Here is a 25,610-nt window from a genome sequence, read left to right as displayed (position 1 = left end):
GCTATGCCTCGTCGGCCGGGTCGCGTAGCGGTCGCAATTCGCCCTTGGCCACCGCTTCCGGTACCGAGAACGAGTACCGCCCGAGCATGTTGATGTGTTCGTGCAGCAACGGCGAAAGCCGGGCGACATCTTCGTTCTGGACCGGGTAGCCGTCTTGGCGCAACCGGTCGAGGGCGGCCTCCATGTAGACGGTGTTCCAGAGCACGATCATGTTGAGCACCAGCCCGAGCGCGCCAAGCTGGTCCTCCTGGCCTTCGCGGTAGTGCTGGCGCAGTTCGCCGCGTTTTCCGTGGAAGACGGCGCGGGCGACGCTATGCCGGCCTTCGCCGCGGTTGAGTTGACTCAACGTGCCACGGCGCTTGGCTTCGTCGTCGATGTAGGTCAGCGTGTGTAGCGTCTTGTCGATGCGACCGAACTCGGCGATCGCCTGCGCGAGCCGCGTCGGCCGATCGCCGACCTGGAGCGTGCGCATGATGCCGGTAGCGGGCACCCGGCCGAGCTTGAGCGAGCCGGCCAGGCGCAGCATGTCATCCCAATGCGGCGCGATCTTCTGCAGGCTGAGTTGATGGGTCGCGATGGCATTGAGCGCGCCGTAATCGGCGCGGGGATCGATTCGCCAGAATCGGGTGCCGCCCATGTCGGCCAGGCGTGGGCTGAAGCGATAGCCGAGCAAGCGGAACAGACCGAAGACCACATCACTGTAGGCGCCGGTGTCGGTCATGATCTGCGTCGGCTGCAGATCTGTTTGCTGTTCGAGCACCACGGCCAGCAGCACCAGGCTATCGCGCAGTGTCCCCGGTACCGTGATGTCGTTCAGGCCGGAGAACTGATCCGACAGCAGGTTGTACCAAGTGACGCCGCGGCCCAGCCCGAAGTATTTCGGGTTCGGTCCGGCGTGCACGGTGCGCACTGGAACTACGAAGCGCATGCCGTCGGCTGAAGCCACTTCACCGCCGCCCCACAGGTTGGCCAGTGCCAGGCGGCTTTGCGCCGCCACCAGCATCACATTGGCGGCCGTCAGCGTGTCGTCGCGGATGTAGTTCTGATCCACCCACGACAGCCGATCCCGCTTCAGGGCCGGTACGTCGCCACGAATCAACGGCTCCAGTCCGGTGTTGCAGGCCTCCGCCATCAGTACCGCGCACACGCTGATGTGCAAGTCGGCTGCGCGGGCCGTGCGCTCGGACAGGTGGGTGAAGGCGGCGGTGAATCTGGTGCGGGCCGCAATTTCCAGAATCAGTTCGGGCAGATCCAGGCGCGGCAGCAGTGCGAGCACCTTTTCCCGCAGCGCGACCAGCGAGGCCGGTTCCTCCAGTTTGTCCAGCGGGCTGAGCACCAGTTCGGCGTCATCAAAGCGAACGGCCGGGTTGTCAGGCAGACGCGCCGCCACCGTGCGATAGGTGCGGTCCAATTCCTCTGCCAATGCGTTCAACGTCGGCTCGGGGCCCGCAGACAGGCCCAAGGTGCGGCAGATGATCGGCCGGGTCGCCTCCCACTCGGCGCCGTCGAGCAGACCGGCGCGGGGATCGGCATAACGCCAGCTCGGTGCGACAAACACGTCACGGCGCCGCAACGCCGTTTGCAGTTCGTCCAGGACGCAGAAGGTGTAGGCGTGGGCATCGAGGCTGCCGTCCTCGCGCACGACGTGGCGCTGCCAGGCCTTGCCGACGATCTCGCGCGGGGCATCCTCCGTCAGCTTCTTGCGCGCCAGGTTGGCGCGCAGCCAAGCGAAGGCGGCCACCACGGGTTCGCCGGCGGCATTGGCGCCGAAACGGATGTGCTCGACCAAGGCCGGCAGGAAGCGGCGCACCGTCTTGTACTTGGCGTCCAATTCCCGGTAGTACACGTTGTCCGACGGCCGGATCAGCGCATTGACGTTCTCGATGGCTTGCGTGAGCGCGGCCCGGGGAATTCTGGCAAACAGACGGTCGCGCAACTCGGCATCGGCGAGTCCGTCATCGAGAACGACCTGACACGCGCTGGCCAGGACGGCGGCGGCCTGGTCGAGATCCTTCAACGTGCGTAGCCGCGCCTTGCGATCGGCCTTGACGGCATTGCCGAACAGGTCGCGTAGAAGTGCCTCCAGCACTTCCAGCGCATCATCTTGTGCGCTGGCCTCCAGGCAATGCACGAACGCCACCAGCGTCGCCAACCGACGCGGGTTCGGCAGGCGCAGGATCGCGCTGGCCTTGGCGGCGCCGGCGAACCGCGCCAGTGCCGCCACCCGCGTGGCCGGGATGCGCGCCGTCGCCGGCAACGTGATGCCCAACTCGCGCACCGTGCGCAGGCGCTGCAGGGCATGGACCAAAGCCGGACTGCTGATGGTCAATGGTCCAGTGCGCAATCGGTCAAGCGCGGAGTTGCGGCTGCCTATCGGTACGACCAGCAGGCTTTCCAGTCGCGCTTGTTGCTCGCTGCCGATACCGCGACCCAATGAGAGGGTTGGCAGGGATTCATTACAAGAACAGCCAAATTTACCCTAAGTGGTTATTTTACTTTGGATTTCGCAGGCCAGTTGGGTTTCGACCGAGCTCAGAGATTGGCTAGCGATAGCAGCAGCTGCGGAGGTGACGAAGCAGGTAAATCTGCAACCTAGCGCCACGTAAATCTGCAATTACTTCAAGCCAAGTGCGTTCAAAGACGGCCACGCCTCGAGAGGATCATCTCGCGACGTGCCAAGTCTGATTCCCCGGCGCTAAGTTGATCAATGACCTGACGCCACGGACTGTCCGCAGGTATGGTGGCTGCCGCCATTGCCGGCGCACTGAGATCATCCGGCTGGTGCGATGGGGCTTCATCTCCCCCACACCTAACAACGTGGAGACCGTGGCATTCTTACACCAGTAGCTCATGCAGCAGGCAGACAATGCGCAGTGATTTGCCACCGGAAACCCTAGCATCTGCTCAAGCCAGAGCGGAGGCTGTCGCAGATTGGCTCGACGCCGCGACGTTCGAATCCCTCCTGGACCTGGATGCCCGTCAAGGCCGCTCGCTGGATCAATGCCTGCAGTCTGGCGTCGTCTTCGCCGTGTGGGTCCCCGAAAGTCATTCGTTTCTCTTCCCACAATGGCAGCTCGATTCCGTTGGGAGACCATCTACCGCCCTTTCTGAAGTGCTGGCACTTCTGCGTGGCGAGTATGGAGTGTCGGGCGGCGAGCGGACGTCAGGTTGGGAGGAGCTTGAGTGGCTGATTGCTCCGCATGCGCGCCTGCACGGGAGCGCACCATCACAGATGCTTACCTTGGCGCCGGATCTGGTACTTGAGGCTGCGCGGCAAGATTTTTCGTCCTGGAGTGCGGACGCAAGGTGGTGAGTGGAAAGCGGCGCTTGAGCCATGCGAACAGTCAGGGTCTATGCGGATCGCAAGTGGGTCACGATAATGGAGAGGATGCCGACGGAGTCACTTCCCACGCCGCGAAGCGTGGCAGAGGCAAAGTTGCGCTGTAGCGGCAGCCCGAGGTAGTAGAGCCCCTTGATCGTGGTGGAAACTCCTTTGCTGTGTAGCGCTCGCCCGTCCGGGCCCACGGCTTCCCGCGGCAGGAATGACGTGTTCGGCCGGAAGCCTGTTGCGAAGATCACAGCGTCGACTCCCTGTATTTCCGCATTCGGCCACACCACCCCATCGCCGGTAAACGCAGTGAACATCTCTCGACGGGAAATGGCACCCGTACGCAGGGCGTGTCGATAACGACCATCATCCAGAACGGGGGTACTCTGATCGCTCAGCCAACGGGAATTGCCCAGGCCGGTCCACTTGAGCCAGTCATGAAAATCGAAGCCGAGGAACCGTTGTGGCATGAACTTCACTGGCTCGCGGGTTGCCAGCACCACGTTGGCAGTGGAGTGCAGTTCGTGCGCGATTTGTACCGCTGAGTTGGCCGCGCCGACCACGACGACGCGTTTGCCCTCGAAACCGGTTGGTGTGCGGTAGGCCGAACTGTGCAGAATCGTCCCGTGGTACAGCTGCCTTCCAGGGATGTCCGGCAAGTACGGTGTGTTGAAGCCGCCGGTGGCCACCACCACTGCCTGGGCGGTAATGACCGCTCCATCGGCAAGTGTGACGCGATGTTGGCTTGCCTCGGAGATGACCTCCACAACCTCGCTGTTGGGGCGCACTGGCAGTTCGAAGGTAGACGCATACTGGCGCAGGTACGCGGTGACCTCGTCCCGCTTGGGGTAGCGCTTGGATCCTCCGGGGAATTCGAGGCCAGGCAGCGAGGAATATCCCGCCGGGGAGAACAGGGTCAGGCTGTCGTAGTACGACGGCCAACTGCCACCAGCGGCCGGTTGTCGTTCGAGAACCACATGCGACACGCCCGCGTTCTTGAGCCGGTAAGACATCGCCAAGCCCGCCTGCCCTGCCCCGATCACGACGACGTCGACATTCAACTTATTCATGCGTGTATGCGCCTATATGCATATATATGCGTTGCGTTGATCGATCAAGAATTGCCTGCGGTATTACTTCAAGTTACCGGGGCAGCAATAAGGTGCCAGCGCCCTGACCTGCAGCAGGATCTGCTCCAGGCGTGCGACCATCGCGGGACCATCGACCTGGTAGTACACCTGCCGGCTCACCCGCTCCGCGCGTAGGATCCCGGCATCGTGGAGTCCCTGCAGATGACGTGAGACCACGGATCGCTCCTGTGGAAGGCCGGCGGCAATCTCCGCGATATCTGCACGCTCCACCTGAAGCACGCGCTTGAGCACGGCCAAGCGCGACGGCTCAGCTAGCGCCCGAAAAATAGGGTCTGCCAGCACGCTTATTGCTTGCTCTATGGCGTTTGCCTTGGGGGTGCCCTTACTCATGCATGAAGCATATATGCACACGCATGCACATTCAATGGCGCACGCCCTGCATCTTGGCAGGCAACCACCAGCTTCCGACCAAGGAAACAGTGGCAAGCAGCGCCAATAGGCAGATCAGCCAAACAGGCCCGCTTCGCTCCAGCGCGATGGCTGCAAGCGGTGGTACTGCCGCCTGTGCCAGCAGCATGGGTCGGGCAAGTTGGCCCATGGTCTTGCCGTAATCCGCCGATCCGATCAAGACTAGCGGGAGGGTGCCGCGGGCCACTGTGAGTATCCCGTTGCCGGCACCGTAAATGACAAATGCAATGATCGCGACCCACGGGTGTCCGGTGAGTAGCAGCAAGAGCGCAGCCAATGTCGCTGCGATGCCCACGCGCGCAGACCAGGTCGGATGCACGCCTCGCCCGAAGTACATCTCCAGCAAACGAGCGATGACCTGGGCGGGGCCGATCACCATGCCAGCGAGCAGCGCAACCGATGGCGCCAGCCCAATGGCACCCAGCAGCGCAATCAGATGCACCGACAAGGTCGCCATGATCGCGGCTTGGCAAGTCAGCAACAGGCCAATGAGCACAAGCCGGTGCGTAGGCGGTACTGCAGCTGAAACGGGTGCTGCAGTGCTGATGAGGGCGGCAGCGGCCGCTGAGAGATGCGGACTTGCGCCAATGAGGGGCTGATGCTTCGGAATAGCGAGCAAATGGATGGGCAATGCGACAAGCAGGTTGAATGCGGCAGCCACCCACAACGCGCCGCGCCATCCCATGGCCCCGTCAAGGTAGGTCAGCGCTGGCCAGCCGAGCGTGCTTGCAAAGCCGGCCACCAAGGTCAGGCCGGCAATGGATCGCTTCGCGTTTGACCCGAGCAGCTGTCCAAGTGTCGAGAACGCAGCGTCATACAGGCCCGCAGACATGGCAACGCCCAGTACCACCCAGCCAAGGTAATAGGCAGCTGGGGAGTGGGACGTTGCCAGCACCGCAAGGCCTATGGCAAACCCTACGGAGCTGACCGCCAGCGCCGTGCGCCCTCCCCGCCTGTCGATGGTCCGGCCGGCCAGAGGAGCCAGTAGTCCGGCTGTGACCAGCCCAGCGGAGAGGCCTCCCACCAACAGCCCGAGCGACCAGCCAGTGCTTCTGGACATGGGAAGCGCCAAAACGGCCAACAGGTAATAGCTGCTGGTCCACGCAATGATCTGGCCCACCCCCAGCGCAACGATCAGCCGGGGCAGCTTTTGCGGCTGTCTGGACGCGCTCTGCATGCTCTCGAACTCTCCCTGGCGCTTTAGCTACTCAGCGGACGCGCTTGCCGTCCTGATCGATCACCACTTCGCCATCTTCCTTGGTAAAGGGCTCTTGCAATGCTGGCAGGATATCCAGAACCACCTCGGAGGGTCGGCACAGGCGCGTGCCCATGGTGGTCTGGACGAAGGGGCGATTAATGAGAATAGGATTGGCCACCACGGCATCCAGCAGTGCGTCCTCGCTCAACGCGGGATCGTCCAACCCCAGTTCCAGATAGGGTGTGCCCTTCTGGCGGATCGCACCGCGAACATCTAATCCAGCGGCGGCAATCAGTTCGACAAGCCGCGCTCGGCTGGGCGGGTCGACCAGATACTCAATGACTTCAGGCTCAATGCCGGCGTGGCGAATCAACGCCAAGGTGTTTCGCGAGGTGCCGCACTTGGGGTTGTGATAGATGACAGCGTTCATGCGTTCTCCTTTTCATTCAATGCAGTCTCGACGACGCCGGCCGCGGCGGTCAGGGCGGCCGCCTCGACAGCCCCCTTCCGTTCGCTGTAGCGATCAACCAAGTAGTCACTGCGGCCACGCACCAGAAGGGTGAACTTGACCAGTTCTTCCATCACATCCACGACGCGATCGTAGTAGGCCGACGGCTTCATGCGCCCTTCGTCATCGAACTCCTGCCAGGCCTTGGCCACCGAGGACTGGTTCGGAATCGTCACCATCCGCATCCAGCGGCCGAGAACGCGCAACGCGTTGACAACGTTGAAGGACTGGGAGCCGCCACAGACCTGCATCACTGCCAGGGTGCGACCTTGGGTCGGGCGTACGCTGCCCTCTTCCAGCGGCAGCCAGTCAATCTGGTTCTTGAACACGGCAGTCAGCGTCCCGTGCCGTTCCGGGCTGACCCACACGTGCCCTTCGGACCACAACGAGGCCTGGCGCAGCTCTTGCACCTTGGGGTGTGAGGCCGGCACCGAATCGAGAATCGGCAGCTCATGCGGATCGAACAGTCGAGTCTCCGCGCCCAGATGTTCCAGTAGCCGCTGCGCCTCCAAAGCCAGCTTGCGGCTGAAAGACTGCGGCCGCAGGGAGCCGTACAGGATCAGGATGCGGGGCCGGTGTGGCGCGGCATTCGGCTCGCTCAGCTTTTCGGCCGCCGGAGGGTTCAAGGCGCCGGGGACGACATTGGGGAGGTGTTGCATGGGGGTTGTCCTGCCAATTTGATTCGACTATTCTAGAAGCATGGAACATAAGAACGCAACCCACGCCCTGGCTGCCTTGGGTCACGCCACCAGGCTTTCCATCTTCCGCCTGCTGGTCCAAGCCGGAAGTGGCGGCAAGCTGGCCGGCGATATCGCCCAGTCCCTCTCCCTTCCCGGTGCCACCCTCTCCTTCCATCTGAAGGAGTTGCTGGCCGCTGGCCTGATCACCGCCGAGCAGCGCGGTCGCACCATCTGCTACCGCGCCGAGTTCGAGGCGATGAGCTCGCTGGTTGCCTACCTGACCGAAAACTGCTGCGCCGACGAACAGGCCTGCGAACGTCCTGCTGGCTGCTGACCTCCCCCCCTCCTAGAGATCGCTCAAATGACCCGTCGTGTTCTGTTCTTGTGTACTGGCAACTCCGCCCGCAGCGTGCTTGCCGAATCGACCCTTAAAAAATGGGGCGAAGGCCGCTATCTCTCCTTCAGTGCGGGCAGCCAGCCGGCCGGTCGCGTCAATCCCTTTGCCATTGCCCAGCTGGAGCGCGAAGGCTTCCCGGTCGAGGGCATGCGCAGCAAGTCCTGGGACGAATTTGCCGAAGCCGATGCCGCTGCCATGGATCTGATCGTCACCGTGTGTGACAGCGCGGCCGCCGAGGCGTGCCCGGTGGTGTTTGGTGACTTCGTTCGCGTGCATTGGGGCCTGTTCGACCCGGCCGGCGTGGAAGGTTCGGATGCGCAGAAGGCAGAAGCCTTTGACCGTGCCCATCAGACCATCAAGCGACGCCTGCAGGCCTTCCTGGAGATTCCTGACAGCGCCTGGGACGACCGCGCAGCGCTGAAGGCTCGCCTCGACCCGATCGCGCAGATCGACTAACCGCTTTTCCGAGACCTGCCATGACTACTGATTCCCCCCGCCTGTCCTTCCTGGACCGGTACCTTACACTCTGGATTTTCTTGGCGATGGCCCTGGGCGTCGGCTTGGGCGCGATGTTCGAAGGCGTGCCCAGCGCGCTCCACAGCCTGTCGATCGGATCGACCAACATCCCGATCGCCATTGGCCTGATCCTGATGATGTATCCGCCGCTGGCCAAGGTGAAGTACGAAGAGCTGCCCAAGGTGTTCGCCGACAAGCGCGTACTGATGCTCTCGCTGGTGCAGAACTGGATCATCGGTCCGTTCCTGATGTTCGGCCTGGCGGTGCTGTTCCTGCGCGACTACCCCGAATACATGACCGGCCTGATCCTGATTGGCCTGGCACGCTGTATCGCTATGGTGCTGGTCTGGAATCAGCTCGCCCGCGGTGATGGGCAGTATGTGGCCGGGCTGGTGGCCTTCAACTCGATCTTCCAGATCGCGCTGTTCAGTGTGTATGCCTGGTTTTTCCTGTCGTGGCTGCCGCCGGTGTTCGGGCTGCAGGGCAGCGTGATCGACGTCAGCTTCTGGACCATTGCCGAGGCGGTGCTGATTTATCTGGGCATCCCCTTCCTCGCAGGGTTCCTCACCAGCCGCTGGCTCAAGGCGCGCAAGGGCGTGCGTTGGTATGAAGAGAAGTTCCTGCCGGCGATCAGTCCGATCACGCTGGCGGCGCTGCTGTTCACGATCGTTGCCATGTTCAGCCTGAAGGGAGGCGATGTGCTGCGCATCCCGATGGATGCAGTGCGCATCGCGATCCCGCTGACGCTCTATTTCATCATTCAGTTCGTGCTGAGCTTCTTCATGGGCAAGTTCATTGCCAAGGACTACCCGCGCACGACCGCGATCGCCTTCACTGCTGCTGGCAACAACTTCGAGCTGGCCATCGCCGTCGCCATCGCCGCCTTTGGTTTGGCTTCGCCGGTCGCCTTCGCGGCGGTCATCGGACCGCTGGTGGAGGTGCCGGTGCTGATCCTGTTGGTCCATGTCGCCCTGCGGCTGGGCAAGCGCTACTTTCCTGCCGACGCACGGAGTTATTGAGTCATGAGCACGACCCGACACATCCCGCTGTTGATCCTCGGCTCCGGCCCGGCCGGCTGGACCGCCGCGGTCTACGCCGCCCGCGCCAACCTCAGGCCGGTGGTGATCACCGGCCTGCAGCAGGGCGGCCAGCTGATGACCACCACCGAAGTGGACAACTGGCCCGGCGACGCGCATGGCCTGATGGGCCCGGACCTGATGAGCCGCATGCAGGCCCACGCCGAACGCTTCGAGACCGAGGTGATCTTCGACCACATCCACACCGCCGACCTGTCCCAGCGCCCGTTCCGGCTGATCGGCGACAGCGCCGAGTACACCTGCGATGCGCTGATCATCGCCACCGGCGCCACCGCCAAGTACCTGGGCATCCCCTCCGAGGAAGCCTTCAAGGGCCGCGGCGTATCGGCCTGCGCCACCTGCGACGGCTTCTTCTACCGCGACCAGGACGTAGTGGTGGTCGGCGGCGGCAACACCGCCGTGGAAGAGGCGTTGTACCTGTCCAACATCGCCCGCAAGGTCTACCTGGTCCACCGCCGCGACACCCTCAAGGCGGAAAAGATCATGCAGGACAAGCTGTTCGCCAAGGTCGCCGCCGGCAAGATCGAGACCGTCTGGCACCACCAGGTGGATGAAGTGCTGGGCAATGACGCCGGCGTCACCGGCGTGCGGGTGAAGTCGACCCTGGACGGCAGCACCCGCGACATCGAGGCGCACGGCTTCTTCGTGGCCATCGGCCACCACCCCAACACGAGCCTGTTCGATGGCCAGCTGGCGATGAACAACGGCTACCTGGACATCCGTTCGGGCCTGGGCGGCAACGCGACCCAGACGTCGGTGGAAGGCGTGTTCGCCGCCGGCGACGTGGCCGACCAGCACTACCGCCAAGCGATCACCTCGGCCGGCTTCGGCTGCATGGCCGCACTGGATGCAGAGCGCTATCTGGATGCACTCAGAATTTCCGATCAACAGCAGCGTAAGAACGCCGCCTGAGTGCGGCGGCGCGAGGGAGCACAGATGGACAGCGTCGACGTGGTGATAGTCGGAGGTGGTCAGTCGGGTCTTTCGGCCGGCTATTTCCTGCGTCGCAGCGGGCTGTCCTATGTGATTCTCGATGCGGAAACGTCGCCCGGCGGGGCATGGCAGCATGCCTGGCACTCGTTGCATCTGTTTTCCCCGGCGGGCTGGAGCTCCATTCCCGGGTGGCCCATGCCCGCCAGCCAGGGCCCCTACCCTGCGCGTGCGGAGGTGCTCGCCTACCTGGCGCAGTATGAACAGAAATATGCGCTGCCGATCATTCGCCCCATCCGCGTGCAACGAATCAGCCGCGCCGGCGAACGGCTGCGGGTGGAGGCCAGCGACGGTCGGCAATGGTTGGCCCGGGCGGTGATCAGCGCCACCGGAACATGGGGGAAACCCTACACGCCTGAGTACGAGGGGCTGGACTCCTTTGCGGGGATCCAGCTGCACTCTGCCCACTACAGTACCGCTGCGCCGTTCGCCGGAATGCGGGTGGCCATCATGGGCGGTGGCAATTCCGGTGCGCAGATTCTGGCCGAAGTATCGATGGTGGCTGAAACCACTTGGATCACCCAGCAGGAACCGGCGTTCCTGGCCGATGACGTCGACGGCCGCGTGCTGTTCGAACGCGCGACTGAGCGATGGAAGGCGCAGCAGGAAGGCCGGGAGCCTGACCTGCCACCAGGCGGTTTCGGCGACATCGTCATGGTGCCGCCGGTGCTCGACGCGCGGGCGCGCGGGGTGCTCGCCGCAGTCCCACCGCCGGCCCGCTTCTCCCCCACCGGCATGCAATGGGCCGACGGCACCGAGCGGGCGTTCGATGCAGTGATCTGGTGCACCGGCTTCCGCCCGGCGTTGTCGCACCTGAAGGGCCTGGACCTTGTAACCCCGCAGGGCCAGGTGGAGGTCGACGGCAGCGGCCTGCGCGCGTTGGCGGTGCCCTCGGTTTGGTTGTTGGGATACGGGGATTGGAACGGCATGGCCTCTGCCACGCTGATTGGGGTCACGCGTTACGCCCGCGAGGCGGTGAGGCAGGTCACTGCCTATTGCGCAGACCACCAGGACAGGTAGCTGACCCCTGTTGCCAACCGTGCCAGCTTGCTCCCCTCAACGTCCCGCTCCCGCGGGATTTTTTGTGAGCGACGTTGATCGATAACTGAATAGGTGTGTGTCATCACGGTGTCACATAGAGGGCCCACCATTTCGTCATGTCGACATATCTCGACATGTCGACATTTTGTGCAATCGGAGCACCGTGATGGCCCAGCCCCAACGCGTCTTGGATTTTGATTACTTCGAACGGCGCTCACTCAGCGCATCGATGTCGATCGACCATGCGCTGGATGCACTGTCGGCACTGAGCAACGGCGCACGTCTTGTGATCTTCCGCACGCTGGTGAACCACGAGCCGGAAGGACTGACCGCCGGTGTCCTGACCGACATGATGGGAATGCGGCACAACACCTTGTCCAACCATCTGGCCGTGCTGAGCCGAGGCGGATTGATCTGCGGCACCCGCGAAGGCCGCTTCGTGCGCTATCGCGCCTGCCTGGACGGCATGCATGGTTTGCTGGCCTTCCTGCTGGACGATTGCTGCGGCGGTCGTTCCGAGCTCTGTCTGCAGCCTCATCCCACCGATCCCGCCTGCGATTGCGTGGCGGAGGTCCCTGCTCCACCGCGGCCGCTCAAATAGTCGTGTACCGCCCGGCTGGGGAGTCGGGGGGTACCTAACCATCGCACCCATGCTCATCTGAACCTCGGAGACTTACATGTACCTGCGCCTCACTTTGCTTGCCGCCGCAACGCTCAGCATCCTCGCCTGCTCGCCGTCTGGAACACCTGCTACCAATGGCCAGGACAGTGCCGGGGCACCTGCAAAAGCCGGCGAGATCACCGGCATGGTGAGCACGGACGGCTCGTCGACCGTGTTTCCCGTCACCGAAGCGATGGCTGAAGAGTTCCAGAAAGAAAATGCCGGCATCAAAGTAACGGTCGGCATGTCAGGAACCGGTGGCGGCTTCAAGAAGTTCTGCCGCGGCGAAACCGACATCTCCAATGCGTCGCGCCCGATCAAGGGTGAGGAGAAGGAAGCCTGCAAGGCCGCTGGCGTAGAGTACATCGAGCTTCCAGTCGCGATGGACGCTCTGACAGTTGTGGTCAACCCACAGAACACCTGGGCCAATGACCTCACCGTCGACGAACTGAAGGCCATGTGGGTCCCTGAAGCACAGGGCAAGATCACCAACTGGAACCAGATTCGTCCGAGCTTCCCGGACAAGCCGCTGGTCCTCTACGGTGCAGGCACCGATTCGGGCACCTACGACTATTTCACCGCTGCAATCGTTGGCAAGGAGCACTCCAGTCGCGGCGACTACACGGCCTCGGAGGACGACAACGTGCTGGTGCAGGGAGTCTCGGGTGATGCCAATGCACTGGGGTTCTTCGGTTTGGCCTATTACGAAGAGAACGCCGACAAGCTCAAGGCAGTAGGCATCAAGACCAACGCCGCCGCCCAGGCGGTCGCGCCCAGCGTCGAAACCGCGCGCTCCGGCCAGTATCAGCCTCTGTCGCGCCCGATCTTCATCTACGTAAGCAAGAAGGCCGCCGAAACCAAGCCCGAAGTCGCGCGCTTTGTCGAGTTCTATCTGGACTCCAAGCACTCCGAAGGATTGGTGCAGGAGGTGGGCTATGTACCGCTGCCGGAGAACGCATTGGCCGCAATGCGCGAGCGCTTTGCAAAGCGGGAGATTGGCACCGGCTTCACTGGCTCGAAGATTGGCGTTTCCATCGACGAGCTGCTGAAAGAGAAGCTGGTTTACTGACAATCATGGTCGGCGCGCACAGCGATGTGCGCGCTGGCTGAGGCCGTCTGATGAAAAGTAGTGGTTCCTTCCTCGATGTGGGTCCTGTCCCGCTTCAGCCAAGCGACGCATTTCTGCGCCGCCGCCATGCCATCGACACAGGCATTCGCCTGGTACTGTTCGTCGCAGCGGCGCTATCAGTTCTGGTCACCTTCGGCATCCTCTACGTCCTACTCAGTGAGAGCTTGAAGTTCTTCACTCAGGTGTCCATCGTGGACTTCCTGACCGATACGCAGTGGACGCCCGTCTTCGAAGAGAAGCACTTCGGGATCATGACACTACTGTCGGGTACGCTGATGACCACGGCCATTGCCCTGGTTGTTGCCGTGCCTGCCGGCACGATTCTCGCGTTGTATCTCAGCGAGTTCGCCAAGCCCAGGCTCCGTGAAGCGGTAAAGCCGTTCCTTGAGCTCATTGCAGGCGTACCAACGGTCGCTTTCGGGTACTTCGCTCTGCTGTTCTTGACGCCCATCTTTCAATCCTTCATACCGGGTCTGGCGCGCTTCAACCTGCTCGTGTCTGGGGTGGTCATCGGCATCATGATTTTGCCCTACATCGTATCCATGAGCGAAGATGCCATGCGCGCCGTGCCTGATTCGCTGCGTGAGGGGGCATACGCACTGGGATTCACCCGCCTGCAGACCGGACTGAAGGTGGTGACGCCAGCTGCGCTCTCGGGCGTCACCGCCGCTTACCTGCTCGGAATGTCGCGGGCGGTCGGCGAGACTATGGTAGTGGCTATCGCTGCCGGCCAGCAGGCCAGGATCGCGACCAATCCGCTCGAGGGTGCAGCAACTATCACCTCATACATCGTGCAGTTGAGCATGGGCGATCTTCCACATGAGTCGATTGCCTATCAGACCATCTTCGCCGCCGGATTGACGCTTTTCGCACTTACGTTCAGTTTCAACCTCTTCGCCTTCTGGCTCCGCAAGCGCTACCGGGAGGCCTACTGATGCGCGACCACATCGAGCCCATGGGCCTTGACGATGCTGCAATTACACGGCGCGCAAGAGTTTCAGACTTGTGCTTCACCGTGCTCGGGCTGCTGGTACTGTTCCTGACCCTGACCATTCTGATGGCGCTTGTAGCCGACTTCGTAGTCGACGGCGCGGCCAGACTCACTCCAGACTTTTTCACCAACTTCCCCTCTCGCCGACCTGAGTCTGCCGGTATTCTCTCGGCTTGGATCGGTACTTGCCTTGTCATGCTGGTGACCGGGGTCCTTGCCGTGCCGGTGGGGGTCGCCGCAGGCGTCTATCTTGAGGAATACGCCCCGAAGCACTGGGTCACCGACTTTATTGAGGTCAATGTCACCAACCTTGCTGGCGTTCCTTCGATCATCTTCGGACTGCTGGCACTGGGGCTCTTCGTCCAGATGTTCGGGCTCGGCCAAACGATCCTGGTCGCGGGCATGACGCTTGCTCTGCTGATCCTGCCCATCATCATTGTCGCGACCCGCGAGTCACTGCGTGCCATTCCTCAAGACATCCGCGAGGCTGCTTTCGGGCTGGGGGCAGATCAGTGGCAGACCGTCAGCATCTTTCTGCTTCCGGCCGCGCGTCCGGGAATCCTGACTGGCGCCATCGTGGGCATGTCGCGGGCCATTGGCGAAACCGCGCCGATCATCACCATCGGCGCACTGACCTTCATTGCCTTCCTGCCGCCGTCACCAATCCAGGCATCTGCTCCCTTCATCAGTTTTGAATGGCTCAGCTCCCCCTTCACCGTGATGCCCATCCAGATGTTCAACTGGGTGTCGCGACCGCAGGCTGGCTTTCACGTGAATGCAGCCGCCGCCGGGCTGGTGCTGCTGGGCATGACCCTGCTGATGAACGGCTTTGCAATCTGGCTGCGTTACCGCCTTCGCCGCCGCTTGCGGTGATCCACGGAGACAACATGAATCACTCGACCATCTCAATTCCGGTTCCCGTGGCCGAACGCACCTCAACCCCCGCCCACGATGCGACGGTGCGTGCTGAGGTCCGTGGGCTTGACTTCCATTATGACAAGTTCCACGCGCTGAAGGACATCAACCTGTCGATCGGCAGCAACCAGGTCACTGCGCTGATCGGCCCCTCGGGCTGCGGCAAAAGTACGCTACTGCGCTGCTTCAACCGGATGCATGACCTGTATCCGAATAACCGGTACTCCGGCGCGATTACCCTCATGCCGGAGAACCTGAATATCGTAGGGCCGGATGTGGACCCGATGCGCGTGAGGCTGCGCATTGGCATGGTTTTTCAGAAGCCAAATCCGTTCCCGAAATCGATCTTTGACAACGTGGCCTCAGGGATCATGATTCGCGGCGTGCGCAACAAATCAGTTGTCACTGAGCATGTCGAACGCGCATTGCGCGGAGCGGCCCTCTGGGATGAGGTGAAGGACAGGCTTGGTAAGTCAGCATTCGAGTTGTCCGGCGGTCAGCAGCAGCGTCTGTGCATAGCCAGGGCGCTGGCGCCCAACCCCGAGATCATTCTCTTTGATGAACCCACATCTGCACTCGATCCCATTGCAACTGCGCGGATTGAAGAGCTGATCGACGAGTTGCGTGCGCAGTACACCATCGTCATTGTTACCCACAACATGCAGCAGGCTGCGCGGATCTCGGACAGGACGGCATTCATGCACATGGGACAGCTCATTGAGAGTGGCCCTACGGCGGAGTTTTTTACCAATCCGAAAGAGCAGAAGACCCACGAGTACATCACCGGCCGCTTCGGCTGAGGAGCAAAGGTCATGACCGACCATATTGTCCAGTCTTTCGATGTCGAGCTGCGGGGGCTTACTTCACACATCCTTGAGCTCGGCATCCTTGCCGAACAGCAGCTTACGGATGCCGTCTGGTCGCTACGGCGTGGCAACGAGCAAATGGCCAAGGAAGTGGCAGAGCGTGAGGAGCGACTGAACCGGCTTGCGGCGCAGATTGATAGCGACGCTGTGAGCATGATCGCGCGTAGACAGCCGCTAGCGATCGACCTTCGCCATGTGATGGCGGCAATCCGAATTAGTTCAAACCTGGAGCGCGTGGGCGATCTTGCTTACAACATTGCCAAACGCTCGATGGCAATGAGCGAGGCTCCGATACCAGCAGAGCTTGCGGAGCCTATGCAGCGTATGGCCGAGCTCACGCTATTGCAGCTGAAATCAGCGCGGGAGTCCTTTGCCACGATGGACATTCATTCGGCTTATCGCGTTTGGGAGGAAGATGCAGTAATTGACGCGATGCACACGATCTTGTTCAAGGATATCGTCCAATGCATGGCCGACGACCGCGCCTCCGCATTTGACTTAGCTCACCTGCTGTTCGTCGTGAAAAATATCGAGCGGGTTGGTGACCACGCAACCAACATAGCCGAGGACGTCGTATACATGGTCAGCGGAGCGTTACCCATCGGCAAACGCCCCAAGATGGATGAAAGCACCCTGCCCAGGGCGGGAAGTGACAACCTCGGCAACAGCTAACAAACCCACTATCCCTGCATATTGGGCCGCTGCGCCCAACGACGACGAGGTCGGAGAGCCGTTTTGTGACGACGGGACTACCTCCTTCCCCAGATTTCACGTTGCACCGTGCAACGGGTTATTTATCGCATGGTGTTGTGGCACCATGTAGTGATGGCGGTGACATATTACTTTCTTGATACCGAGTGGTCCGATGTATTGGGCGCTGAGTTGGTCAGCCTCGCGCTGGTCCGGGAGGATGGGGAGCAGGACTTTTACGCCGAACGTGCCGATCTTTCCGAAACGCCGACCGACTTTGTTCGCCAGGCCGTATACCCGCTGCTGACCCGCGGAAATGCGGCCATGTCGGATGCGGCTTTGACCACGGCGCTTCGTGCCTTTCTGGGGTCGGTTGCGACGCCAGCGGTGATGGCGGACTACCCAAACGACTTGCACCTCTTGCAGTACGCCTTGGATGGCTTTGAACTGCCTGACGAGCAGGCTGCAGCCTGCGGCCCAATTCCCACCCCCATCCTGACGCGCATGCTGAAGGACGGCCTCACGGGAATGCTGGTAGAAGATTGGTTCGCCGCACATCCGGAGCAAAACGCCAAGCGCCATCACGCGCTGGCGGATGCGCAGGCGTTGCGGATGGCGTGGCTGGTCGCTACCGATCGCCTGCCGCCGCCAGCATGGGCCAAGTCGTACCGGCGACTCAGGGTATAGAAGCTCTGCTGGCTTTGATGCATTGAGCGAATTGGGTATGCTTGCGCCATGAGTCACATCTGCCAGCTCGGCCACCGAATACCGGCGTGATCGCATTGATCGATCACGCCCCTGTTGCTCATGTTGGTCAGAGCGCCGGCCTTATACCCCGGTGAGAGCACGCGCCAGATAAGCGCGTACACGTCGGTTCGATTCCGACCGGGGGCACCACCGTCAACGACGGAAGAATGCTTCTACTTGCGCGCCATGGCAGCGCTTGTACTTGCTGCCGCTGCCACACAGGCACGGCGTATGTTCACGCAGTCCCGCACCGAGTGACTGGCCCAAGAAATCCCTGGCCTGTAGAAGGGGCTGGATTTCATTGGCGGGAACGCTCACCTCTCCATATTGGGATGCTCGCTCGCCGCGGTTCATCACCCGGACTATCGCTTCAGACATCTGGATGAAGTGCTTGATGAGCATGTCATCGCGTAACGGCATGCGGACGTTGTCGATGGCCAAGCCCTCGTAGCGTCTGCGCGGATCCGGCACAAAGAGAATGCGTGTCTCACCTTCAGGCTTTGGCGTGATGTCGACCATTTCACCCTCGGGGCTGACCCACACGGCATGGAATTCTGCCTCCACCAGCACGTGCGGCCATTCCCACAGCTGCCAACCGCACCGCATCTGGCCGCCGTCCCGCGTGATCTTCGCTTGCACGTTGGGAAAGCACTCATGCACGATCGCATCGGCTTCCGGCTGCACAGGCAGATAGACGGGCTCTGCGCCGCGCACGACGGAATCGGTCAGGCGCCGCACTGCACGGGTGATTTCCGGGGGTGTGGTCGTTACCACGGTCATAGCAAAGCTCCTTGCGATCGTTGCGCCTAGTGTTCTCAACCTAGGTTATGGCTCCGGCGTCTCTTCCGATGAGATCCGCTTCGAGCCTTTACCGCCGGTACTGGCCGGCTGTAGCTGGGCCAAAAGCGGCTCCAAGGTGCTCAGACGCACCGTGGCGCGCAGGGTCCCCGCCTCGGCGTGCTCGCGTCGTTCGCGCTCCTGGGTCAATTCGGTCCGAGCTTGGGTGAGCTCCTGTCGTGCTGCTTCCAAACTCTGGGTATCTTGGCTCCAGCGCACCTGCAGCGCCTGGTGTTCGGCCGCTGTGAGGCGCAGCGTATCGAGCTCGCCTTGTTGTGTCTGGATGGTCTGGCGCAACTGCGCCAACTCCCTTTCCAGCCGAGTGTGGCGTTCCAGCCATTGGCCATTTTCCCTGTTGAGCTGCACCAGGTCGTGGTTTTTGGTGGTCAACACTTCGTTGGCTTGGCGCAGGGCGACCTGCAGTTCCTGCACCTGGTGCTCATGCCGGCGTTGCTCCTGCTCGCGCTGGTCTTTGACCGAGGTGCGGTAGTGCTCAAGGGCTTCCCTGGCGTGCTCGTGCTTCTGTTCCAGGGAGCGCGCATGGCTTTCGTGCTCGGTCAGTCGCGCTGTGAGGCCCGCGATGCGCTCCTCTAGCTGGGCCAGTTCAGTGGTGCGGCTGGCCAAGTCGCGCCTAGCCGCTTCGCCGGCCTCGCGCTCTGTCTGCAGCGCCGCCTCGGTGCGCTGAAGCTGCGCACTGAGGCTTCCGGCCTCTTGCCGGGCCTGTTCCAAGGCTTGGGTGCCCGCTTGCAGCTCGGCCTGGAAGCGCTCTCGCGCTTGGGCGATCAGCGCCTCGGCCTCGCCGTGCAGTCGCTCGGCCAGCCGCGCGACCAGGTCCTGCAGGGCATCGCTGACAGCGATCTTGGCGCGTAGGCCTTGCCCTTCCTCCTCTTCCAGCTCCTTCAGGTAGCGATGGATGGTGGTTTTGGACCCAGTGTTGCCCAGCGCCACGCGGACGGCGTCCACCGAGGGGTTCTTACCTTCGGCCCGGAGGATGTCGCGGGCGCGCTGCACATCGCTTTTGTACAAACCTGACCGAGCCATTCCACCTCTCCCGTTATTTCGTAATGTATTACATACCATGTAATTACGTACCAAACAATGCTGCGGAAGGCCTTAAGGAAGGAGGAAATTCGGGCGGGATAATATTGAATTATCCCGCGTAACCGGCGTTTCGGCCATTTCAAGTCGTCAAAACGGTACGAAACCGCCCAAGGCCGGCGATCGCTGGGTAGTATGGCCCAGAGCGGAAAGGAGGCCAGCCGGGGTGCAAGCAGGCGCCGCCACCGAACTCGTTGGCCATCAAAGGACTGTGCATGCCGATCGAACGTATCGTCATCGACAATTTCAAGTCGTTTCGCCATCTGGACCTGCCGCTCAACGCCCACATGAACTTGGTGGTGGGCGATAACGAGGTCGGCAAGTCCACTCTGCTGGAGGCCATCCACGCGGTGGTCACCGGCCAGCTGCATGGGCGCAATCTCGCCTACGAGCTCACGCCCTACCTGTTCCATCAGCCGACGGTGCGGGAGTACTTCGCGGCGCTTGCAGCAGGCACGCCGGCCTCGCCGCCACGGATCTCCATCGAAGCCTATCTGGGCGGCGATGCCGCGCTGGCGTCGTTACGCGGCACCAACAACTCCCTGCGCCTAGATACTGCCGGCATCCGGCTGCTGGTCGAGCTCAACGACGACTACCGCGAGGAGTTCAACGCCTACCTGCAGCAGCACCAGGGTGCGGTCAGCCTGCCGGTGGAGTACTACACGGTGCGATGGTATTCCTTCGCCAACAATGGCGTCACCGCCCGCAGTATTCCGTTCGACTCGACCATCATCGACACGCACGGCATCAAGACCTTGTCCGGTGCCGATCGCTATATTGCCGGCATCATCGAGCAGGCACTGACGCCTGCGCAGCGCGTCTCGCTGTCGCTCAGCTTCCGACGCATGCGGCAGAGTTTCTCCGAAGAAGCCGATGTGGCGGCCATCAATGCCTACCTGACCGAGCACACCGGGGACATCAGCCACCGAGCGCTGACGGTGGGGGTGGATACATCGCCGCGCTCAACATGGGAAACCAGCCTGTCTCCGTACCTGGATGAGCTCCCCTTCACCCAGGCCGGCAAGGGGGAACAAAGCGCGGTGAAGATGAAGCTGGCCATGCACGCGGCAGGGGCGGCCCACGTGCTGCTGATCGAAGAGCCAGAGAACCATCTGTCCTTCTCCAGCATGACGCAACTGATCGACAAGATTGCGACCCTCTCCACCGCGCAGCAGGTGATCATCGCCACCCACAGCAGCTTCGTGTTGAACAAGCTGGGCGTGGACAATGTGATCCTGTTCAGCGCGCAGGGCCAGATGAAGCTGGACCAGCTGCCGAGCGATACACACGACTATTTCATGAAGCTGCCAGGCCACGACACGCTGCGGCTGATCCTGGCCAAGCAGGCAATCCTGGTGGAGGGCCCGTCTGATGAGCTGATCGTGCAGCGTGCCTACAGCGACCACCACGGCGTGGCGCCGATGGCTCGTGGCGTAGACATCATTTCGGTCAAGTCGTTGGCATTCAAGCGCTTCTTGCAGATTGCAGATCGGCTGAGAATTCAGGCCAAGGTGATAACCGACAACGATGGCGACATCGCCGTTGTGCAGGAGCGCTATGCCGAGCACATCAACGCGATCTATTACGATTCCGATGAGAGCGCCCCGTCGCTGGAAGAGCAGCTGATCAAAGCCAATTCGCTGGCCGAGCTCAATACCATGCTGGGCAAGGCATTTGCCGATGAGGTAGCGTTGCTCAAGTACATGAAGGGCCATAAGACCGACACGGCCCTGGCGATCTTCAACAGCCCGCATTCGATCAGGTTCCCGGACTATGTCCAGCGTGCCATCACCTAACCGGGTACTGCTCTCAGCGGCCGGCTCGGGCAAGACCACCTTGCTGGTCCGGCAGGCCCTGGAACGCCCTGGGCGCCGCATCGCGATTGTGACCTACACGCTGGAGAATCTAGAAGAGATCCGGCGCTCGTTTGAGGTCCACGCTGGTGCGGTCCCCGCGCATGTCACCTTGCACAGCTGGTATGGCTTCCTACTGCGCCAGTGCATCCGCCCGTACCAGGCGGCACTGTGCCCTGAGCCTCGCATCGAGACCATCCTGTTCGTAGAAGGTGTCACCAACAACCGGGCCCCACGCACCCAGGTGGCGCGCCACTACCTGGCAGGCAACCGGATGTATTCGGACCGGGCCGCCGACTTTGCTGTGCGCTGCGATGAGCTGACCCAAGGTCAGGTCATCGCACGCCTGGCGGCCATGTACGACGAGCTCTACATCGACGAAGTTCAGGACCTGGCCGGCTTTGATTTGGATCTGGTCGAGCGGCTGTTGAAGAGCCATATCGCCGTCACGTTGGTGGGTGATACGCGGCAGGCGACGTATGCCACCAACTATGCGCAAAGGCACAGCCAGTATCGTGGACCCAATCTGGCAGCGCTGTTTCAGATCTGGGAGTCGGACGGCTTATGCCAGCTGGATCACCGCCTCATCAGTCTGCGCTGCGTCCAGGCCCTGTGCGATATGGCGGACACGCTCTATCCGCAGATGCCGCGAACCCAATCAGGCAATGGCGAGGTCACCGGGCACGATGGCATCTACCTCGTCGCTCCAGCGGATGTTGCAGCGTATATGCAGGAGTTTGCCCCCACCGTGCTCCGGCATGACCGGCGGCAAGCGTGCGACGGACTACCGGCCGTGAACTTTGGGCAGTGCAAGGGCCGCACCTACAGTCGAGTCCTCATCTTTCCGAACGGGCCATTGACGCAGTACCTGCGCACCGCAGATGCGGCGCGTATCACCGCGCCACCGAAGTACTACGTGGCTTTCACCAGGGCGCGGCAAAGCGTGGCCTTTGTGTATGCCGGCGCGTGCGCCCTGCCGGGTCATCAGCTCTATGCGCCAGCCAGCGCAGACGCATAGAGCCACGGACAGCGATCACATCTTCTTCAACGGCGCCCCGGTGGGTGGCGGTGGCACCGGGCCCGGGTCGTTGAAGCACAGCATGACCTGATCGATGCCGAATTGGTCGGCCAGCACGCGGGCGGTCACCGCGTGCACCAAGTCCAGGTCGACTGAGGGCGCAGCGACCGTGATGGTGGCAGCGATCGCACGGCCATGTTCTTTGCCGGGGACCAGGCGTAGATCGTCTACCGCCTTCACACCGGGGTCGGTAAACATCGCCGCACGGACCTGTTCCAGGTTGATCTCGTTCATGATGTCGAGGACTCCAAGGCAGTGCGATCGCCGCGGGGAGCTCGGTCGCGATGCAGCCAACGATAGAGCACCGGCAGCACCAACAAGGTCAATGCGGTGGATGAGACGATGCCGCCGATGACGACGGTGGCCAGCGGTCGCTGCACCTCCGAGCCAGCACCGACATTCAAGGCCATGGGCAGGAAGCCCAGCGAGGCTACCAGGGCGGTCATCAACACCGGCCGCAGGCGTCCAAGGGCGCCGTCGCGTACCGCCTCGTCCAGCGGATCACCCTGTTCGCGCAAGCGGCGAATGAACGCGATCATGACCAGCCCATTGAGTACGGCCACGCCCGACAGTGCGATGAAGCCCACGCCGGCCGAGATCGACAGCGGAATCCCACGCAGAGCCAGTGCCAGCACACCGCCGGTCAGCGCCAGTGGCACGCCACTGAACACGATGGTCGCATCCTTGGCCGAACCGAAGGCCATGAACAGCAGAGCGAAGATCAACGCCAGTGTCACCGGAACGACCACCCCCAGGCGTTGGGTGGCCGAGATCAGCTGCTCGAAGGTGCCGCCGTAATCGATCCAGTAGCCCTCTGGAAGCGTGACATCCTGGCCGATGCGCGTGCGCAACTCGCCGACGAACCCGCCCAGGTCGCGTTCCCGCACATTGGCGGTGATCACCACACGCCGCTTGCCGTTCTCCCGATTGATCTGATTGGGCCCGCGTTCCACCTGGATCTTCGCCACTTCCCGCAGTGGCACCGTACGAGGCCCGCCATTGGCGCCGGCGGCCAGACGGCTGGACTCATCGACACTGGTGCTTGCCGGCAGCGGAATGGGCAGATCTGCCAGCACGGCCGGGTCTTGGCGCTGGGACTCGGGCAGGCGCACCACCAGGTCAAAGCGTCGGTCGCCGTCGATCAACTGGCCTGCGATACTGCCACCAATGGCCGTGGCCACCGTTTCCTGCACATCGCCCGGGTTCAGGCCATACCGTGCCAATGCCGCCGGATCTGGCGTGATGGTCAACAGCGGCAGGCCCGAGACCTGCTCGGCCTTGACGTCTTCGGCGCCAGGGACGCTGCGCATCACCCGCTCGACCCGGCTGGCCAGACGCGTCAGCTGGTCCAGATTGTCGCCGTAGACCTTGACCGCCACGTCCGAACGGACGCCGGAGATCAACTCGTTGGTGCGCATCTGGATGGGCTGGGTGAACTCGTAGTTGCTGCCCGGAATTTCCTTGGCCGCCGCCTCCAGCTCTTCCACCAGCTCGGCCTTGGGCTTGCGCGGATCGGGCCACTGGTCGCGGGGCTTGAGCATCAGGAAGGTGTCGGCCATCGACGGGGGCATCGGGTCGGTGGCCACCTCGGCGGTGCCGATCTTGGAGAAGATGTTGGCCACCTCCGGGAACTGGGCCAGGCGCTTCTCCAGCGTTTCCTGCATAGCCACCGACTGCTCCAGGCTGGTGCCGGGAATACGCATGGGCTGCAAGGTGATGTCGCCCTCATCCAGGCTCGGCACGAACTCCGAGCCCAAGCGGGTGGCCAGCACGCCACAGCCCACCACCAGCACGGCCGCGCCTGCCAGCACCACGACCCGGCGCCGCAGTGCCCAATCCAGCAGCGGCGTATAGCGGGCCCGCGACCAGCGCATGAGGCGGTTGTCGTGCTCAGCCACGCGGCCGCGCAGGAAGGTGGCGATCGCCGCCGGCACGAAGGTCAGCGACAACACCATGGCGCCGGTAAGGGCGAGCACCACCGTGATCGCCATCGGGTGGAACATTTTTCCTTCCACCCCGGACAGCGCGAAGATCGGCAGGTAGACCGCCGCGATGATGCCCAGGCCAAACAGGCTGGGACGGATCACCTCGGCGGTGGCCGAGGCGGTCAGGTCATAGCGCTCTTCATCGTTGAGCTGGCGGCCCAGCGCGTGCTGCGCCTCCCCGAACCGGCGCAGACAGTTCTCGATGATGATCACCGCCCCGTCCACGATCAGGCCGAAGTCCAGCGCACCCAGACTCATCAGGTTGCCCGATACGCCGCCACGCACCATGCCGATGATGGTGAACAGCATCGCCAGCGGAATCACCGCCGCGGTGATCAACGAGGCGCGCACATTGCCTAGCAGCAGGAACAGCACCACCACCACCAGCAGCGCGCCCTCGATCAGGTTCTTGGACACCGTGCCGATGGTGCGGTCCACCAGCGCGGTGCGGTCATAGACGGCCTTGGCATGTACACCGGCAGGCAAGCTGGCGTTGGCGGCGTCCAGCTTGGCCGCGGCCGCCTGGGAGACTTCCCGGCTGTTGGCGCCGAACAGCATGAAGGCGGTACCGACCACGACCTCATGGCCATTCTGGGTGGCCGCGCCGGTGCGAAGCTCCTTGCCTTCGCCGACGCTGGCGACGTCGCGCACCCGGATGGGCACGCCGTCACGGCGGTCCAGCACGATGTTGCCGATCGCCTCTAGATTGGCCAGCTGACCTGGCACGCGCACCAGGAACTGCTGGCCATTGCGCTCGATGTAGCCGGCGCCAATGTTCTGATTGTTGCGCATGACCGCGGCGACCACGTCGTTCAACGTGAAGCCCAGCGCCACCAGCTGGGCCGGGTCGGGGGTGATGTGGATCTGCCGCTCAAAGCCGCCGATGGTGTTGACCTCGGTGACGCCCGGCGTGGTGCGCAGCTGCGGCCGGATCACCCAGTCCTGCAGGGTGCGCAGGTCCGTGGCCGTGTACGGGGTGCCGTCGGGCTTGCGAGCGTTGGGCTCGGCCTCCACGGTGTACATGAAAATCTCGCCCAGCCCGGTGGAGATGGGGCCCATTTCCGGGTCCAACCCTTCGGGCAGCTGGGAAGAGATCTGCTGCAGGCGCTCAGCGACCTGCTGGCGGGCAAAGTACAGGTCGGTGCCGTCCTTGAACACGACAGTGACCTGGGAGAGCCCATAACGCGACAGCGAGCGGCTGTAGTCCAGCTTGGGCAGGCCGGCCATGGCCGTTTCAATGGCAAAGGTCACCCGTTGCTCGGCCTCCAGCGGCGAGTAGCCCGGGGCTTGGGTGTTGATCTGGACCTGGACGTTGGTGATGTCCGGCGTGGCGTCGATGGAAAGGTGACGGTAGCTCCACACGCCCAGCGCAACCAGCGCAGCGGTGAGCACCAGCGTCAGCCAGCGATGGCGGATGGACAGCCCAATGAGGCGTTCGAGCATGGC

Annotated in this window: 24 protein-coding genes, 1 tRNA gene and 1 pseudogene; 16 read left to right on the top strand and 10 right to left on the bottom strand. The window is 62.6% G+C overall.

The window, feature by feature from the left end; all coding sequences use genetic code 11:
* Position 1 precedes the first annotated feature (1 nt).
* A pseudogene (locus PV764_RS00460) lies at positions 2 to 2,434 on the bottom strand (Tn3 family transposase); the annotation flags it as partial.
* Positions 2,435 to 2,866: 432 nt separating this feature from the next.
* On the opposite strand from PV764_RS00460, the gene PV764_RS00455 reads away from it, so the two are divergent.
* Positions 2,867 to 3,313 carry a hypothetical protein gene (locus PV764_RS00455; protein WP_421115954.1) on the top strand — a complete coding sequence of 149 codons (447 nt, stop codon included), beginning with the start codon at positions 2,867 to 2,869 and terminating at the stop codon, positions 3,311 to 3,313.
* A gap of 38 nt (positions 3,314 to 3,351) precedes the next feature.
* Here the strand turns inward: PV764_RS00455 and PV764_RS00450 are convergent, their stop codons facing one another.
* From PV764_RS00450 to arsH, 5 genes are all read right to left on the bottom strand, one after another.
* On the bottom strand, positions 3,352 to 4,398 hold the full coding sequence (locus PV764_RS00450; protein ID WP_421115953.1) for a flavin-containing monooxygenase: 1,047 nt from the start codon (positions 4,396 to 4,398) through the stop codon (positions 3,352 to 3,354).
* A 63-nt stretch (positions 4,399 to 4,461) separates the two neighbouring features.
* Positions 4,462 to 4,809 carry an ArsR/SmtB family transcription factor gene (locus tag PV764_RS00445; RefSeq protein WP_421115952.1) on the bottom strand — a complete coding sequence of 116 codons (348 nt, stop codon included), beginning with the start codon at positions 4,807 to 4,809 and terminating at the stop codon, positions 4,462 to 4,464.
* 31 nt (positions 4,810 to 4,840) lie between these two features.
* On the bottom strand, positions 4,841 to 6,064 hold the full coding sequence (locus tag PV764_RS00440; protein ID WP_421115951.1) for an MFS transporter: 1,224 nt from the start codon (positions 6,062 to 6,064) through the stop codon (positions 4,841 to 4,843).
* 31 nt (positions 6,065 to 6,095) lie between these two features.
* Positions 6,096 to 6,515, bottom strand: a complete 420-nt coding sequence (arsC, locus tag PV764_RS00435) for an arsenate reductase (glutaredoxin) (protein ID WP_421115949.1) — start codon at positions 6,513 to 6,515, stop codon at positions 6,096 to 6,098.
* Positions 6,512 to 7,252, bottom strand: a complete 741-nt coding sequence (gene arsH, locus PV764_RS00430; RefSeq protein WP_421115948.1) for an arsenical resistance protein ArsH — start codon at positions 7,250 to 7,252, stop codon at positions 6,512 to 6,514. The genes arsC and arsH overlap by 4 nt, the downstream gene beginning before the upstream one ends.
* Before the next feature lie 40 nt (positions 7,253 to 7,292).
* Here arsH and PV764_RS00425 point away from each other — a divergent pair, with 40 nt between their 5' ends.
* The 13 genes from PV764_RS00425 (at position 7,293) to PV764_RS00365 (ending at position 17,463) form a co-directional block, all read left to right on the top strand.
* Positions 7,293 to 7,607 (top strand): ArsR/SmtB family transcription factor, encoded by a 315-nt coding sequence (locus PV764_RS00425; protein WP_012480201.1) that lies wholly within the window; start codon positions 7,293 to 7,295, stop codon positions 7,605 to 7,607.
* 27 nt (positions 7,608 to 7,634) lie between these two features.
* Positions 7,635 to 8,126 (top strand): arsenate reductase ArsC, encoded by a 492-nt coding sequence (locus PV764_RS00420; RefSeq protein WP_032960056.1) that lies wholly within the window; start codon positions 7,635 to 7,637, stop codon positions 8,124 to 8,126.
* Between the two features lie 20 nt (positions 8,127 to 8,146).
* Positions 8,147 to 9,205, top strand: a complete 1,059-nt coding sequence (gene arsB, locus PV764_RS00415; RefSeq protein WP_282243815.1) for an ACR3 family arsenite efflux transporter — start codon at positions 8,147 to 8,149, stop codon at positions 9,203 to 9,205.
* Positions 9,206 to 9,208: 3 nt separating this feature from the next.
* Positions 9,209 to 10,195, top strand: coding sequence for a thioredoxin-disulfide reductase (gene trxB / locus PV764_RS00410; protein WP_421115946.1), 987 nt, complete (start codon positions 9,209 to 9,211; stop codon positions 10,193 to 10,195).
* A gap of 24 nt (positions 10,196 to 10,219) precedes the next feature.
* Positions 10,220 to 11,293 (top strand): ArsO family NAD(P)H-dependent flavin-containing monooxygenase, encoded by a 1,074-nt coding sequence (locus tag PV764_RS00405; RefSeq protein ID WP_164158669.1) that lies wholly within the window; start codon positions 10,220 to 10,222, stop codon positions 11,291 to 11,293.
* Between the two features lie 187 nt (positions 11,294 to 11,480).
* Entirely contained in the window at positions 11,481 to 11,915 is a 435-nt protein-coding gene (locus tag PV764_RS00400) for an ArsR/SmtB family transcription factor (RefSeq protein ID WP_019184704.1), read from the top strand.
* A gap of 76 nt (positions 11,916 to 11,991) precedes the next feature.
* Positions 11,992 to 13,044, top strand: a complete 1,053-nt coding sequence (locus tag PV764_RS00395; protein ID WP_164158670.1) for a PstS family phosphate ABC transporter substrate-binding protein — start codon at positions 11,992 to 11,994, stop codon at positions 13,042 to 13,044.
* Between the two features lie 50 nt (positions 13,045 to 13,094).
* Positions 13,095 to 14,039, top strand: a complete 945-nt coding sequence (pstC, locus tag PV764_RS00390; RefSeq protein ID WP_174704372.1) for a phosphate ABC transporter permease subunit PstC — start codon at positions 13,095 to 13,097, stop codon at positions 14,037 to 14,039.
* Complete coding sequence (pstA, locus tag PV764_RS00385; RefSeq protein WP_082332067.1) at positions 14,039 to 14,968, top strand: phosphate ABC transporter permease PstA; 930 nt, start codon at positions 14,039 to 14,041, stop codon at positions 14,966 to 14,968. The genes pstC and pstA overlap by 1 nt, the downstream gene beginning before the upstream one ends.
* A 14-nt stretch (positions 14,969 to 14,982) precedes the next feature.
* Positions 14,983 to 15,810 carry a phosphate ABC transporter ATP-binding protein PstB gene (pstB, locus tag PV764_RS00380; RefSeq protein WP_074038423.1) on the top strand — a complete coding sequence of 276 codons (828 nt, stop codon included), beginning with the start codon at positions 14,983 to 14,985 and terminating at the stop codon, positions 15,808 to 15,810.
* Between the two features lie 12 nt (positions 15,811 to 15,822).
* Positions 15,823 to 16,548 (top strand): phosphate signaling complex protein PhoU, encoded by a 726-nt coding sequence (phoU, locus tag PV764_RS00375; RefSeq protein ID WP_019184709.1) that lies wholly within the window; start codon positions 15,823 to 15,825, stop codon positions 16,546 to 16,548.
* A 108-nt stretch (positions 16,549 to 16,656) separates the two neighbouring features.
* Positions 16,657 to 17,253 (top strand): 3'-5' exoribonuclease, encoded by a 597-nt coding sequence (locus PV764_RS00370; protein WP_239503369.1) that lies wholly within the window; start codon positions 16,657 to 16,659, stop codon positions 17,251 to 17,253.
* 107 nt (positions 17,254 to 17,360) lie between these two features.
* Positions 17,361 to 17,463 (top strand) — tRNA-Ile (locus PV764_RS00365).
* 3 nt (positions 17,464 to 17,466) lie between these two features.
* On the opposite strand, the gene PV764_RS00360 is transcribed toward PV764_RS00365, so the two are convergent.
* Positions 17,467 to 18,093 carry an SEC-C domain-containing protein gene (locus PV764_RS00360; RefSeq protein ID WP_164158671.1) on the bottom strand — a complete coding sequence of 209 codons (627 nt, stop codon included), beginning with the start codon at positions 18,091 to 18,093 and terminating at the stop codon, positions 17,467 to 17,469.
* Between the two features lie 45 nt (positions 18,094 to 18,138).
* A complete protein-coding gene (locus PV764_RS00355; RefSeq protein ID WP_049446662.1) occupies positions 18,139 to 19,191 on the bottom strand; it encodes a DNA-binding protein in 1,053 nt (350 codons plus the stop codon).
* A gap of 272 nt (positions 19,192 to 19,463) precedes the next feature.
* Between PV764_RS00355 and PV764_RS00350 the strand changes: the two genes are divergently transcribed.
* Together PV764_RS00350 and PV764_RS00345 are read left to right on the top strand one after the other, a co-directional pair.
* The gene (locus PV764_RS00350; protein WP_421115942.1) at positions 19,464 to 21,044 is read left to right on the top strand and encodes an ATP-dependent nuclease; all 1,581 of its coding nucleotides are present in this window, start codon (positions 19,464 to 19,466) and stop codon (positions 21,042 to 21,044) included.
* A complete protein-coding gene (locus tag PV764_RS00345; RefSeq protein ID WP_421115941.1) occupies positions 21,022 to 22,119 on the top strand; it encodes a UvrD-helicase domain-containing protein in 1,098 nt (365 codons plus the stop codon). The genes PV764_RS00350 and PV764_RS00345 overlap by 23 nt, the downstream gene beginning before the upstream one ends.
* Positions 22,120 to 22,134: 15 nt before the next feature.
* Here PV764_RS00345 and PV764_RS00340 read toward each other — a convergent pair whose 3' ends face one another.
* Together PV764_RS00340 and PV764_RS00335 are read right to left on the bottom strand one after the other, a co-directional pair.
* Positions 22,135 to 22,413 carry a hypothetical protein gene (locus PV764_RS00340; RefSeq protein ID WP_251755145.1) on the bottom strand — a complete coding sequence of 93 codons (279 nt, stop codon included), beginning with the start codon at positions 22,411 to 22,413 and terminating at the stop codon, positions 22,135 to 22,137.
* Positions 22,410 to 25,607, bottom strand: a complete 3,198-nt coding sequence (locus PV764_RS00335) for an efflux RND transporter permease subunit (protein ID WP_421115940.1) — start codon at positions 25,605 to 25,607, stop codon at positions 22,410 to 22,412. The genes PV764_RS00340 and PV764_RS00335 overlap by 4 nt, the downstream gene beginning before the upstream one ends.
* Positions 25,608 to 25,610 lie beyond the last annotated feature (3 nt).

The organism is Stenotrophomonas sp. AS1, assembly GCF_048957655.1.
Classification (GTDB): domain Bacteria; phylum Pseudomonadota; class Gammaproteobacteria; order Xanthomonadales; family Xanthomonadaceae; genus Stenotrophomonas; species Stenotrophomonas bentonitica_A.
Note: the sequence above shows the minus strand (reverse complement) of the source record. Positions and strands in the feature narration are given on the sequence as shown.